Origin of the sequence: Paucibacter sp. DJ2R-2, from assembly GCF_025717675.1 — a bacterium.
Taxonomy (GTDB): Bacteria; Pseudomonadota; Gammaproteobacteria; order Burkholderiales; family Burkholderiaceae_C; genus Paucibacter_A.
The window spans coordinates 1,453,089-1,465,867 of record NZ_JAJIRT010000001.1; the positions used below are offsets into that span (position 1 = coordinate 1,453,089).

Annotated in this window: 12 protein-coding genes; 3 read left to right on the top strand and 9 right to left on the bottom strand. The window is 66.9% G+C overall.

Annotated elements, in window-relative coordinates:
* Positions 1-30: 30 nt before the first annotated feature.
* Complete coding sequence (mnmG, locus tag LNV28_RS06300; protein ID WP_263515906.1) at positions 31-2,016, bottom strand: tRNA uridine-5-carboxymethylaminomethyl(34) synthesis enzyme MnmG; 1,986 nt, start codon at positions 2,014-2,016, stop codon at positions 31-33.
* A gap of 161 nt (positions 2,017-2,177) precedes the next feature.
* Between mnmG and LNV28_RS06305 the strand changes: the two genes are divergently transcribed.
* Both LNV28_RS06305 and LNV28_RS06310 read left to right on the top strand, forming a co-directional pair.
* Positions 2,178-2,444 carry a YkgJ family cysteine cluster protein gene (locus LNV28_RS06305; RefSeq protein ID WP_263515905.1) on the top strand — a complete coding sequence of 89 codons (267 nt, stop codon included), beginning with the start codon at positions 2,178-2,180 and terminating at the stop codon, positions 2,442-2,444.
* A 65-nt stretch (positions 2,445-2,509) separates the two neighbouring features.
* Entirely contained in the window at positions 2,510-3,529 is a 1,020-nt protein-coding gene (locus tag LNV28_RS06310) for a Bug family tripartite tricarboxylate transporter substrate binding protein (protein WP_263515904.1), read from the top strand.
* Here LNV28_RS06310 and LNV28_RS06315 read toward each other — a convergent pair.
* From LNV28_RS06315 to LNV28_RS06335, 5 genes are all read right to left on the bottom strand, one after another.
* A complete protein-coding gene (locus LNV28_RS06315; RefSeq protein ID WP_263515903.1) occupies positions 3,516-3,752 on the bottom strand; it encodes a DUF2061 domain-containing protein in 237 nt (78 codons plus the stop codon). The genes LNV28_RS06310 and LNV28_RS06315 overlap by 14 nt on opposite strands.
* Positions 3,753-3,853: 101 nt before the next feature.
* Positions 3,854-6,034 carry a peptidase domain-containing ABC transporter gene (locus LNV28_RS06320; protein WP_263515902.1) on the bottom strand — a complete coding sequence of 727 codons (2,181 nt, stop codon included), beginning with the start codon at positions 6,032-6,034 and terminating at the stop codon, positions 3,854-3,856.
* Positions 6,027-7,277 (bottom strand): HlyD family secretion protein, encoded by a 1,251-nt coding sequence (locus LNV28_RS06325; RefSeq protein WP_263515901.1) that lies wholly within the window; start codon positions 7,275-7,277, stop codon positions 6,027-6,029. Before LNV28_RS06325 ends, LNV28_RS06320 begins: the two co-directional genes overlap by 8 nt.
* A gap of 76 nt (positions 7,278-7,353) precedes the next feature.
* A complete protein-coding gene (locus LNV28_RS06330; RefSeq protein WP_263515900.1) occupies positions 7,354-7,545 on the bottom strand; it encodes a CCRG-2 family RiPP in 192 nt (63 codons plus the stop codon).
* A 148-nt stretch (positions 7,546-7,693) separates the two neighbouring features.
* On the bottom strand, positions 7,694-8,431 hold the full coding sequence (locus LNV28_RS06335) for an autoinducer binding domain-containing protein (protein ID WP_263515899.1): 738 nt from the start codon (positions 8,429-8,431) through the stop codon (positions 7,694-7,696).
* A gap of 274 nt (positions 8,432-8,705) precedes the next feature.
* Between LNV28_RS06335 and LNV28_RS06340 the strand changes: the two genes are divergently transcribed.
* A complete protein-coding gene (locus LNV28_RS06340) occupies positions 8,706-8,948 on the top strand; it encodes a DUF4902 domain-containing protein (RefSeq protein WP_263515898.1) in 243 nt (80 codons plus the stop codon).
* Between the two features lie 274 nt (positions 8,949-9,222).
* Here LNV28_RS06340 and LNV28_RS06345 read toward each other — a convergent pair whose 3' ends face one another.
* Genes LNV28_RS06345 through LNV28_RS06355 form a run of 3 tightly spaced genes read right to left on the bottom strand, consistent with a single transcriptional unit; the run spans position 9,223 to position 12,760 of the window.
* On the bottom strand, positions 9,223-10,434 hold the full coding sequence (locus tag LNV28_RS06345) for an ABC transporter permease (RefSeq protein ID WP_263515897.1): 1,212 nt from the start codon (positions 10,432-10,434) through the stop codon (positions 9,223-9,225).
* Complete coding sequence (locus LNV28_RS06350) at positions 10,431-11,240, bottom strand: ABC transporter ATP-binding protein (protein ID WP_263515896.1); 810 nt, start codon at positions 11,238-11,240, stop codon at positions 10,431-10,433. The genes LNV28_RS06345 and LNV28_RS06350 overlap by 4 nt, the downstream gene beginning before the upstream one ends.
* On the bottom strand, positions 11,237-12,760 hold the full coding sequence (locus tag LNV28_RS06355) for an alpha/beta hydrolase (protein ID WP_263515895.1): 1,524 nt from the start codon (positions 12,758-12,760) through the stop codon (positions 11,237-11,239). The genes LNV28_RS06350 and LNV28_RS06355 overlap by 4 nt, the downstream gene beginning before the upstream one ends.
* Between the last annotated feature and the right edge of the window lie 19 nt (positions 12,761-12,779).

The following is a 12,779-nucleotide window of genomic DNA, read 5'->3' on the forward strand; positions in this document are numbered from 1 at the left end:
TGGTGAAGGCAGTGAAGCGCTGTGCTCGACTCAGGCCAAGGCCGGGTCGGGTGCCGCGGGAGCCGCGCCGCCCTCAAAGCCCTTGAAGCGCTTCTTTTTGAGGTGCACCAGCAGCAGGGAGATGGCGGCGGGCGTGACGCCCGAAACGCGCGAAGCCTGGCCCAGGGTCTCGGGTCGGTGGGTGTTGAGCTTCTGGCGGACCTCGAAGGACAGGGCCTGGATTTCGTTGTAGTCCAGTTCGGCGGGCAGGCGGAGGTTCTCCAGATTGGCTGCACGGGCCACATCTTCGACCTGCTTGTTGATGTAGCCGGCGTATTTGACGCTGGTTTCGATCTGCTCGATGACGGCATCGGCCATGGTCTTGCCCAGATCGGCCGTCAGTGTTTCACGTGAAACAGCGGCTTCCGGCCGAGCGATGGCCGCCACTTCGGCCAGGGTGTCGTAGACCACGCCGGGGCGGCGCAGTAGGTCGATGAAGTTGTACTCGCGCTCCAGCGCTTTGCCGACCAGACGCTCGGCATCGGCCGCCGGCAGGATGCTGGGGTGCACCCAGGTTGACTTCAGCTTCTCTGTTTCACGTGAAACAGCGTCGCGCTTGCGGTTGAAGGCAGTCCAGCGGATGTCGTCCACCAGGCCCAGCTGGCGGCCGACTTCGGTCAGGCGCATGTCGGCGTTGTCTTCGCGCAGCTGCAGGCGGAACTCGGCGCGGCTGGTGAACATGCGGTAAGGCTCGGTCACGCCCTTGGTGATCAGATCGTCGACCAGCACGCCCAGATAAGCCTGGTCGCGGCCCGGCAACCAGGGGCCTTGGCCGCGCACCTGCAGGGCGGCGTTCAGGCCGGCGAACAGGCCTTGGGCCGCGGCTTCCTCGTAGCCCGTGGTGCCGTTGATCTGACCGGCAAAGAACAGGCCGCCGATGTCCCGGGTTTCGAAGCTGGACTTCAGGCCGCGCGGGTCGAAGTAGTCGTACTCGATGGCATAGCCCGGCCGCATGATGTGGGCGTTCTCCAGGCCCGGGATCGAGCGCACGGCGGCCAGCTGGATGTCGAAGGGCAGGGAGGTGGAGATGCCGTTGGGGTAGTACTCGTGGGTCGTCAGGCCCTCGGGTTCCAGAAAGATCTGGTGGCTGTCCTTGTCGGCGAAGCGGTTGACCTTGTCCTCGATGCTGGGGCAGTAGCGCGGGCCCACGCCTTCGATCACGCCGGTGAACATGGGGCTGCGGTCGAAGCCGGAGCGGATGATGGCGTGCGTTGCCTCCGAGGTGTGGGTGATCCAGCAGGGCAGTTGGCGCGGGTGCTGCGCGGCGTCGCCGAGGAAGCTGAACACCGGTACCGGATCGAGGTCGCCGCCTTGTTCTTCGCACTTGGAAAAATCAATGCTGCGGCCGTCGATGCGCGGCGGCGTGCCGGTCTTGAGCCGGCCTTGCGGCAGCTTCAGTTCTTTCAGCCGGGCCGAGAGGCTGATGGCCGGCGGGTCACCGGCGCGGCCGGCGCTGTAGTTTTCCAGGCCGACATGGATGCGGCCATCGAGGAAGGTGCCGGCGGTCAGCACCACGGTGCGGGCGCGGAACTGCAAACCCATCTGCGTGACGGCGCCGACCACGCGCTCGCCCTGGCCGTCGGACTCGACCAGCAGGTCGTCCACGGCTTGCTGGAACAGCCAGAGGTTCGGCTGGTTTTCCAGGCGGTGGCGGATGGCGGCTTTGTAGAGCACCCGGTCGGCCTGGGCGCGGGTGGCGCGCACGGCCGGGCCCTTGGAACCATTGAGGATGCGGAACTGGATGCCGGACTCGTCGGTGGCCGCGGCCATGGCGCCGCCCAGCGCGTCCACCTCTTTGACCAGATGGCCTTTGCCGATGCCGCCGATCGAGGGGTTGCAGCTCATCTGCCCCAGGGTCTCGATATTGTGGGTGAGCAGCAGGGTGGCGCAGCCCATGCGGGCGGCGGCCAGCGCCGCTTCGGTGCCGGCATGTCCGCCACCGACCACGATGACATCGAATTCCTTGGGGTATTGCATGGGGTTTGCTGCTCTCTCGCTGCTGTCTAGGCGGCCCCCGCAAGCGCTCGCTTTGGGCCGGTTTCCACGTCGCCAAAGCTGGCGCGGGCAAACCCGTGATTTTACGGATCGGCTGTGGATAAGTCACGGCCGCCGGCCGCCTCAGCGCCGACAATATCGCGATGAATTGCCGTCCCCATTGCGCCGCCTGCTGCATAGCGCCTTCGATCAGCTCGCCCATCCCGGGCATGCCCGTCATCAACGGGGTCAGCAAGCCGGCGGGCGTGCGCTGCATCCAGCTCGATGCGCAAGACCGTTGCCAGATCTTCGGTCACCCGGATCGTCCCGCGGTCTGCAGCTCCCTGCAGCCCAGCGAGCAGATGTGCGGCGAATCGCGCGAGCAGGCCATGCGTTGGCTGGGCTGGATGGAGCAGGCGACAGCGCCTTGACAGGCCTGCGTCCTAGACTGGCTCAACAAAGTTCCCTAAAAAAATACCCACCGGAGACAAGAGCCATGAGCCAGGACCTGAACGACCCTCACGCTTCCCCCGACTCGCGGGCCCGCCGCCAGTTTCTGTTGCAGACCGGCCTCGTCGGTGCGGCCGCCGGCTTGGGCTTGCCGGCCTGGGCCGAGGCGGCTTGGCCCAGCCGTTCCGTGCGCCTGGTCGTGCCTTTTGCGCCGGGGGGCAGCTCGGAGATTGTCGCCCGCGCCACCGCCTTCGAGCTGGGCAAGACCCTGGGCCAGACCGTCTACGTGGAAAACAAACCCGGCGGCAGCGGCAATATCGCCATGGCCGAGGTGGCCCGCGCCGATGACCAACACACCCTGGTGCTGGGCCATATCGGCACCTTGGCGGTCAACCCCTTCATCTACGACAAGCTGCCCTACGACCCGGTCAAGGACTTCAAGCCCGTCACCTTGCTGGCCAAGGTGCCCAGCCTCTACGTGGTCCACCCCGATGTGCCGGCGCGCAACCTCAAGGAGTTTGTGGCCTTGGCACGCAGCAAGCCCGGTCAGCTCAACTATGGCTCGGCCGGCAATGGCAGCGCCGGCCATTTGGCCATGGAGTATCTGAAGATGGCGGCCGAGCTCTTCATCGTCCATGTGCCTTACCGCGGCACCGGTCCGCAGCTGACCGATCTGCTGGCCGGCCGCCTCGATGCGGCCTCGGTCGGCGCACCGGCCGTGCTGCAGTTCATCAAAGCCGGCAAGTTGCGCTGCCTGGCCACCGGCTCCAAGGCCCGGCTGCCGCAGCTGCCCGATGTGCCGACCGTGGCGGAGCAGGGCTTTCCGGGCTTTGAGATGACCCAGTGGTACGGGCTGCTGGCGCCGGCCAATCTGGCCCCGGCCCATCTCGACCGCTTGGCCACGGAATCGGCCAAGGCCATCCGCAGCAGCGCGTCGACCGAACGCCTGAGCGCCGATTCGGCCGAGGCCGTGGGCAACACCCCGGCTCAGTTCGCGGCCTTCATCGCCCAGGAACAGCAGCGCTGGAAGCCGGTGCTGAACCGGGCCAAGGTCAAGCCGGATTGATGTGGGCCGGCGTCGCCGCAGCGCCAGTGCTGCGGCGCTGGGCGAGCCAGGCTTTCAAGCGCGGGTGGCCCCAGTACTTCTCGAAGAAGTGATGCATCACCGTGTTGACTGCCGGCTCCACAAAGGTCACCGCGCCGGCCACGGCCACATTGCCGGTCAGGGCGTAGGTGACGCCGAAGGAGGTGCCCAAATGGAGGACGCCGAAGCTCGCGGTTTTGGCCATGGTGTTCTCGCCTATTGATGTTTTGATTTCAATAGGCGAATGCTAAAAGCGCGGCCACTCGCCGTCCATTTGGCAATCTCGATGGCGGCAATAGCCGGTGCTCAACCGGCCTGGTTGCTGGCCGGCGGCACGCTGCGCAGATCCTGCGCCACGCGCCCGCCTTGCAAGGCGATGATGCGCTGGGCCGAGGCGATGGTCTCCGGCCGGTGAGCGATGACGATGCGGCTCAGGTTGAGCGTGCGCAGCGAGGCGTTGAGCTGGCGTTCTTTCTCGACATCGAGCGCGCTGGTGGCCTCGTCCAGGAACAGGTATTGCGGCCGTTTGTAGAGCGCGCGCGCCAGCAGCACGCGCTGCCGCTGCCCGCCCGAGAGGCTGCTGCCCATGTCGCCGACCAGACTTTGATAACCCATGGGCAGGGCGCTGATGTCCTCGTGCACACAGGCGATGCGCGCGCATTCCTGCACCCAGGCCGCGTCGGCCTCGGGGTCGAAGAAGCTGATGTTGTCGGCAATGCTGCCGGCGAAGAGCTGGTCGTCCTGCATGACGGTGCCGATGCGGGCGCGCCAGGCAGCCAGACCCAGCTGGGCCAGTGGCCGGCCACCAATGCGGATCTCGCCGCGCTGCGGGCTGTGGATGCCTAGCATCAGCTTGAGCAAGGTGGTCTTGCCGCAGCCCGAGGGGCCGACGATGGCCACGGCCTCACCGGGCTCGATGCGCAGGCTGCAGCCCTGGATCACCGGTGCTTCGCCTTCCGCGTAGGCAAAGCTCAGGTCCACCAGCTCAAGCGCTTCCGGAGAGCCGGCACTCACTTTGGACCCCGCGCTCAGGTCGGCCGGCTCGGCCGCGCTCAGCACGATGTCGGCCAGGCGCTCGCCCTGCAGGCGCAGCATGCTCAGCTCCACCCCCTTGTCGATCAGGCCGGCCACGCGGGTGCTGAACTGCTCTTTGTAGGCCAGGAAGGCGAACAACATGCCGACCGAGAGCTCACGGTCCAGCACCAGCAGGGCGCCCAGCCAGACGATGGCCACGCGCTCCAGGCCGAACAGCAGGCGCTGGCCCACGGCCATGCCCAGGTCCAGCCGGCGAGTGGCGATGCTGGCGTTCATCTGCTCGACCACCAGATTGGCAAAGGCGGCGCTGCGCTCGACTTCGGCGTTGTAGAGCTTGATGGCTTGGGCGCCGCGCAGCGATTCCAGGAAATGGCTGTTCTGTTTGGCCTCGAACACCAGGGCCTCTTCGCTGGCCTCGCGCAGCGGGCCGAAGTAAGCCCAGCGCAGCAGGCCATAGCCCAGCACGGCCGTCAGCGCCACGGCGCTCAGCCGCGGCGAGTAGACGGCCATCATGGCCAAGGTCAGCAGCACCATGGCGCCGTCCAGCAGGGCTTCGGCGAAACGGGTGGAGAGGGTGCGCTGGATCTGCTGCACGCTGGAAAAGCGCGACCAGATGTCGCCCAGATGGCGCTTCTCGAACCAGGCCAAAGGCAGGCGCAGCAGGTGGCCGAAGACCTGGGTCAGCCACTGCAGATTGAGCGAGGCCGAGAGCACCAGCACCGCCCAGGAGCGCAGGGCACTGATGGCCGTTTGCAGCAGCACCAGCAGGCCAAAGCCCAGGCCCAGGGTGACCAGCAGGTCGCGGTCGGCGCTGACCAGCACCCCGTCCACCACCCATTGCAGCAAAAAGGGCGAGAGCAGGGCCAGCAGCTCCAGCGCCAGGGCCAGCAGCAGGATCTGGCCCAGCGAGCGCTTGAGCCCGCTGATGCGCCCAAACAGCTGCCGCCAGCGCAGGCGCGGCGCTGGAGCCTGGGGCCTGAAGTTCGGACCGGGGCGCAGCTCCAGGGCCACGCCGGTGAAGTGGCGCGACAGCTCGGTCAGGGGGATCTGTCGCCGGCCATGGGCCGGGTCGTGGATCAGGGCCTGCTGGCCGCGCACCTCGACCAGGACCACAAAATGGTTGAAATCCCAGTGCAGGATGGCCGGCAGCTCCAGCCGCGCCAGATGTTCGGGCTCGGCGCGCAGGCCGCGCCCGGCCAGGCCCAGGGGCGCGGCCATGCGCAGCAGGTCGGCCATGGTCGCGCCCTTGAGCGAGAGCGAGAAGCGCCGGCGCAGCTCCGGCAGGTCCAGATGCAGGCCGCGCGCGCTGGCCACCATCGCCAGGCAGGCCAGGCCGCATTCGGCCGCTTCCGTCTGCAGAATCACCGGCACGCGGCCACGGCGGCGCCAGCCCAGGTGCAGGCGAGACAGCAGGCCGGGGGCGGCGTCGGTGGAGGGAGCGGGATCAGACACGTTGGGCCAGGCTCAGCAGGGGTTCGAAAATCCACTCGATCAGGCGACGCCGTTCCAGCATGACATCGGCATCGAGCTGCATGCCGGCGGCCAGGGCTTGGGGCTGTCCGTAGGCGCTGACGGTTTGGTGGTCCAGGCTGACGGTGATGCGGTAGAGCGGCTCGCTGCCGGCGCCCTGGCTGAGCGCGGCCGGCAGGTTGAGGGTGGCCAGCTCGGCCGGGGCCAGGGGCGTGCGAGAAACCTGAAGCACGCGCCCACTTTGCTGGCCGAACTTCTGATATGGAAAGGCCTGGTAGCGAAGCTGCACCGCTTGTTGCGCCTGCAAAAAGCCGACTGCGCTGGAAGGTGCGAACAGCTGGGCCTGCATCTGGGTTCGTGCCGGCAGCAACTGGGCCAAGGCCGCGCCGCCCTGGATGCTCTGGCCGGCCTCGGCCAGCAGGGTGGAGACGATGCCGTCGCTGGGCGCACGCAGCACCAGGCGGCGCCGGCCTTCAGTCTCCAGGCCTTTTTCCTTCAGCTCGGCCAGGTCGCGGGCGATTTCGGCCTGCAGCACCTCGCTGCGCAGCGGCAGCTCGCGCATCTGCGCCTCGGCCGCCTGCAGATCGCGCTGCAGCGCCTCGCCTTGGCGGGCCAGGGCCTGGGTTTGCGATTGCAGGCCGAGCAGTTCCTCGCGCTTGCTCTGCAGCTGGGCGGGCGAGATGAAGTTGTTGCGGGCCAGGTTTTCCTGCCGCTCCAGCGATTCGCGCGCCAGGGCCAGGCGCTCGCCGTGCAGCTGGCGCTCGACCTGCAGCTGGGCTTGTTCGCGCAGCAGGCCGGCGCGTTTCTGCGTCAGGGTTTGCAGCTGTGTGCGCACCAGGGCCAGCTGCTGGTTGGCCGTGCCTTGCAAGCTCAGCTGACGGCTTTGCAGGGTCTGGGCGATGCCTTCGATGGTCTGGCTGGCGCTGTCCAGGGCCAGCACGAACAGCACATCGCCAGCCTTGACCGCCTGGCCTTCGCCGACCTCGCGGCTCAGCACCGTGGCAGATTGGGGGGCTTGGATGCGCAGCACGCCGCGGTCCGGCACCAGATAGCCGCTGACCCGCGCCTTGCGTGTGTATTCCGCCGTGCACAGAAAGGAAACGACCAAAGCAACACTGCCCACGGCAACGGCCGTGAGCAGTGTGAGAGACAGCGGTGGCAGGACTTGCACCCTGCCCAAACCGCTGTGCTGCTGGCCTTGCAAGGCCTCGCGGCGAAACAGCATGTGTTGGGTGAAGACCGGTGCTTGCCTTCTCCGTCAGAGCCCGCTCAGGGAGCGGGTGATGACAGTGAGCAGAGGATTACCAGCCGCCCTTGGGGCTGCCGGGGACAGGGGGTTCCGACGGTGCCTCGGTGGCGTCAGGGACCTGGCCCCAGCCGCCTTTGGGGCTGCCACCGCCGGCCACCGCTTGCAGCTGCTCCAGGCTCAGTTCCACCGGGGCCGGGACGGTCGTGTTCAGTTCAGAAGAGGAGGGGTTGTTTTGCAGTTTCATGATGGAATCCGTTCGTTGAACACACTCCAACGAGTGCTTGGTTCGGATTTGAGCAAGTTGGGAATGGCTCGGACAGTGTCAACTCTTACAGTTGCGCCAAGCCCAGAGCGTATGTCAGGCTCGCAGCGCCTGGCCTGCGGGTTTTCCGTTAGCGAATCAAGCCCATGCGCAGCGCCTTCAACACCGCCTGGTGTTTGGTGGTGCAGCCCAGCTTGTGCATGGCGTTGTTCAGATGCAGCACCGCCGTGCGTTCAGTGATGCTCAGGATGCCGCCGACCTCCCAGGCGGTCTTGCCGTCCATGGTCCAGCGCAGACATTCAAGCTCGCGCGGGGTCAGCCGGGTCGGGCTGCTGATCTGTTCAGGCTCGCGCGGCATCACCACGCGCCAGGCCGCGTCTTGGGCATAGACGGCAAACAGTTGCATATCCGCCACCAGACGTGTCAGTTCGCCGGGATGGTTGGGAAGCGGCTCGGCGCGGTCCATGCCCAGCATGAAATGCCGGCCTTCGGGCAGATGCAGGGCCAGGGCGATGCCGGTGCGGTAGCCAAAGCGGGCCTGCTCTTCCCACATGCCGGCTTGGCCACAGGCCAGATAGGTGTTCTGGTTCCAGACGATGGGCACGCTCTGGCGCTTGCAATGCTGCATGACCGGATCCTGGCGCCAGCTGCTGCGGTCTGAATAGGTCGAGGCAAAGGACTCCGGCGTGTTGTCTACCGTCTCGAACTCCGACTCGCCGACGGTGTGATCCAGCACCACGGTGGCCGACACCGTCGCGAAACCCAGGCTTTGCGCGAAGCGGATCACCTCTTGGCGAAATTCCTCGCGGCTGCGTGCCTCCAGCACGGCCTGGTATCCCCCTTGCAGCATTGAATTGCTCACATCCATGGCGCGCATTGCAATAAACCGCGGGCTTGCGGTCAACTCGGTTATACCCCTGACAAGGTTTACAGCTGTTCGTTTGCGGGCCTCATCTGCACACTGCACAAACAGTTACTGCGTTTCGGCCTTCGACGGTTTCAAAACCCGCCCATCTATGACCCCAGCCTGGATTGTGTATGCATGGCCTCGTGTACTTTGTGATGCCCACGAGGCGCCGAGATTGCAGTTTGCGCATCTGAGCACCCAGGTTCTGATCCATGGTGAAGGTGGGGTACCGGCCATGGGACAAACCCTGTGGCAAGGGGACGACGGTGAGGCACTCGCGGGCGTGGCCTGGGACTGGATCAGCATGTCGGCCGGGGTGGTCGCCATGGTGGACCCCATGGCCCTGGTCACCAACCTGCAATTCCTCAATGCACGTGGCGAGGTGTTAGCGCCATTGGAGTCCGCCCGCCGCCTCAACGAGATCGTGCACACCTTGCCCTGGCAGTATGAGGTTCAGCGGGCCCTTGGCTACCACTGAGCGACCAAGCCTAGGAAGGACAGGATTCGGCACTGAGCCGTCGTTCGCGAAGAAATTTCAGCACGCAGAGCTCGCTGAGGACCGCAGAGGACGCTGAGACTAGAAATCCTGCTCTCTTCTCCGCGACCTCTGCGGTCCTCCGCGCGCTCTGCGTCCGTATTCGAATCTCAGCGAACGACGGCTCTGTGCCGATTGCCGACCCAAGCCCGTAGCGCCCAAGAAAAAGCCCAGGCGAGCCTGGGCTTGATGTTGCGGGAGGGCAGGCCGCGCTAATTTACTTGGAGACGGCGCCGCGCATCGAGCGGGCGACGAAGATCAGGCCGCCGACCATCAGGAGCAGGCCCACCAGAACGCTGGGCAAGACCTTGGCCATGCTCAAGGCCTCTCCCTTGAGCACCAGCATCATCAAGGTGTTCTGCGCCAGGCCGGGCACCCACAGGTACCAGGGTGCTTCGCCGCCCGGGTTGAGCAGGGTGACCATGGGCATCAGGCTCACGGCCGTCATCACCATGGTGCTGCCGGCTTGGGCTTCCTTGAAGGTCTTGGAGCGGATGGCCAGGGCCATCAGCACGGCGCTGATGCCTACGGCCAGCGGCAGCTGCAGCAGCAGGAAGGCGATCACCTCGTAGCTGCCGAACTGGAACATGGCTTGCAGGCTGTCGCTCTGCAGCAGCCACTGTGCCGGTACAAAGCTGACGCAGGCGATCAGCGCCACCGCCATGCCCAGCAAGGCCACCGCGCCCCATTTGCCCAGCACCAGGGCGATGTGCTGCACCGGGTTCATCAACAGGGGCTCGAGTGAACCGCGTTCGCGCTCGCCGGCCGTGCTGTCCAAGGCGGCCGTCAGGGCGCCGTAGAGCACAGCCATGATGATGAACATGGGGATGATGCCGGTGATGCGGGCGGCGCGGGCTTGCACGCTGGCCAGGTCACGCTCCTCGATGGCCACCGGCTGGAGCAATTCGCCCGAGACGCCGCGCAGGGCCAGGCTGATGGCGGCACGCTCCTGGCTGAAAGCGTTGACCAGGCGTTCCAGCCGGCCGACGCCGGCGCTGGCGCGTTGGTTGGCGCTGTCGCTGACCAGCTCCACCGTCGGCTTGTCGCCGGCCAGCAGTTCGGCCTCGAAGTTCTTGCCGATCACTAGCACCGGCTCCAGCAAGGTGCTGGCGCGCAGGCGTGCTTCGTAGTCAGCCGGAGCCTGTTTCAGGGTGTAGGTCTGGCGCTCCAAGAAGTTGCGCAGGCTGGGCGCATGCTCGATGCCCACCACCTGCACCTCGCGCTTGTCGGCCTGGCCTTCCAGCGAAGAGATCAAGCCCGAGAGCGCCAGCAGCAGCAGCGGGCCCATCAGCACGGCCGGGATGGCCAGGCGCAGCAGGGTGCGGCGGTCGCGCAAGGCGTCGACCACCTCCTTGCGCAAGACGATCCAGAAGTTCCTCAGCAGACTGGAGCCGCCGCTGTTGTTGTTGTTGGTGATGCTCGCGCTCATGCCGCCACCTCTTGTTGTTGTTGCTGTTGCTGCTGCTGGGTGAAGGCCAGCTTCACAAAGGCGTCTTCGAAGTGCTTTTCGCCGGCCAGGGCCAGCAACTCAGGCACCGAGCCTTCGGCCACGCTGCGGCCTTGCGCCACCACCACCACATGCTCACAGAGCTGTTCCACCTCCGGCATGATGTGGGTGGAAAAGACGATGCACTTGCCACCGCCCTCGGGCGAGCGCAGATGGCGCAGGGCCTCGCGCAGCGCCCGGGTGGCCAGCACATCGAGGCCGTTGGTCGGCTCGTCCAGCACGATATTGGCCGGGTCATGCACCAGGGCGCGGGCCAGTGCGGTCTTCATGCGCTCGCCCTGGCTGAAGCCATCGCTGCGGCGGTCCAGGATGTGGCGCATGTCCAGCAGGCGCGCCAGCTCCTCGGCGCGGGCGCTGGCGGCATCGGGCTCCATGCCTTGCAGGCGGCCGAAGTAGATGATGTTCTCGCGGGCGCTCAGGCGCGGGTAGAGGCCATGTGCATCGCCCAGGATGCCCATGCGGGCCAGGGCCTGGCGCGGCGCCTGGCTGACCTGGATGCCGTCGACGCTGATCTGGCCGCGGTCGGGCTCGAACAAGCCGCCCAGCATGCGCAAGGTGGTGGTCTTGCCGGCACCGTTGGCGCCCAGCAGGCCGGTGATGCGGCCGTTCGGCGCGCTCAGGCTGACATCGCGCACCGCTTGCACGGTCTGCTTCTTGCCCTTTTTGAAGAGAGAAGAGCCGCCGCTGGCGCTGACGAAGCTCTTGCTGACGTTCTTGATTTCGATCATGGCTTCACCTGGGTGGTGGTGGCGCTGCTGTCTTGCACCGGCACAAAGGCCAGCGGGCGCGGGATGCGGGTGGCGCAGGCGGCGTCCTGGGGCAGGGCGGCGGCGTCGGTTTTGGCGTCGAAGAAGCGGAACATCACATCGCGCATGCAGCCGATGGTGGCCACGCCGTGGCCGGCTTCGGGCACGACGATGTGCTGGGCCTTGTCGCCCAGGGCTTTTGTCACCCGCTCGCCGTGGCGGGGCGGGGTTACGGGGTCAGCGCCACCGCTGAGCACCAGCACGGGCATGGCTGCCTTGGGCACTTGGTAGAAGGCCTCGGGCACCTCGCCGCGGGGCCAGGTCTTGCACGCGGCGCTGTAGAGCAGGGCGTCGCTGTTGCCGTAGTCGGCGCCTGGCTTGTCGGTCGCTTGCGGCAGGCGGGGCAGGTCCTCGGCGCAGACCACCGAGAAGTGCATGCCCATGGCCAGGCGGGTGCTCTTGTTGGAGCTCATGGTGCTGGTCAGGCCCATCAGGCCGTCGAAGCGGCCCTCGGCCGCGTCGCCGATGGCGGCGGGCAGGGCGGCGGCCAGGGCCGGCATGTAGAGCGGGCCACGCACGGCGCGCAGCAGCTGGCTGCGGGTCAGCGTGAACTGCTCCGGCTTGCCGGTCATGGGCTGGCGCACCGTGATCTGGCGCGGCACGCTGGCCAGCAGCGCTTGCCACTGGGCACGCAGCTGCGGGTGGCGGGCCTGGCATGCCGGCTCTTTCTCGCAGGCGCTGAAGGCGGCGTCCAGTGCGGCCTGGTTGTCGGTCGAGAAGCTGGCGGGCAGCACCATGTCCGGCGGCGCCACGCCGTCGATCAGGGATCGGCGCACCTTGCTCGGGAACTGGCGCATGTATTCCAGCGCCGCACGCGTGCCGTAAGAGGCACCGTAGAGGTTCCACTGCGGCGCGCCCAGCTGCTCACGCACGGCTTCGAAGTCCTGCATGGCGATGGTCGTGGTGTACATGCGCAGATCGCCGTGGGGCAGGCGGCTCAGGGCCTCCTGGCAGTCGCGCAGGCGGCGCTCCTGGGCTTGCGGGTCCAGGCCTTCGGCGACCGGCAGCTTGCTGTCATCGGCGCATTGCAGCGGTGCCGATTTGCCGGTGCCGCGTTGATCGATGAAGACCAGGTCGCGGCGGTTGTTCAGACGCTTGAGCACGCTCAGCATGCGCGGCGCCAGCGAGATGGCGCTTTGGCCGGGGCCGCCGGCCAGCATCAGCACCGGTTCGGGCTGCTTGTTGCGCGCCATGGCGGGCACCACCAGGTAGTGGATCTCGATCTGCGTGCCCTGCGGCTTGGCCGGGTCCAGCGGCCGCATCACGCTGCCGCATTGCATCTCATTGGGCATGCCTTCGATGCGGCAGGCGTGGGTGGGGCCGCTGCCCGGCTTGCTCGTGCCGCCCTCGCTCGCGGCGGCTGCCGCCAGGCCGGTGCCCAGCAGCAGGGCCAGGCCGCTCAGTAGCGGGGCGGCTCCTGTTCCTTGTCTTTGTTTCCACATAAGCGTCGTCTCCAGACTT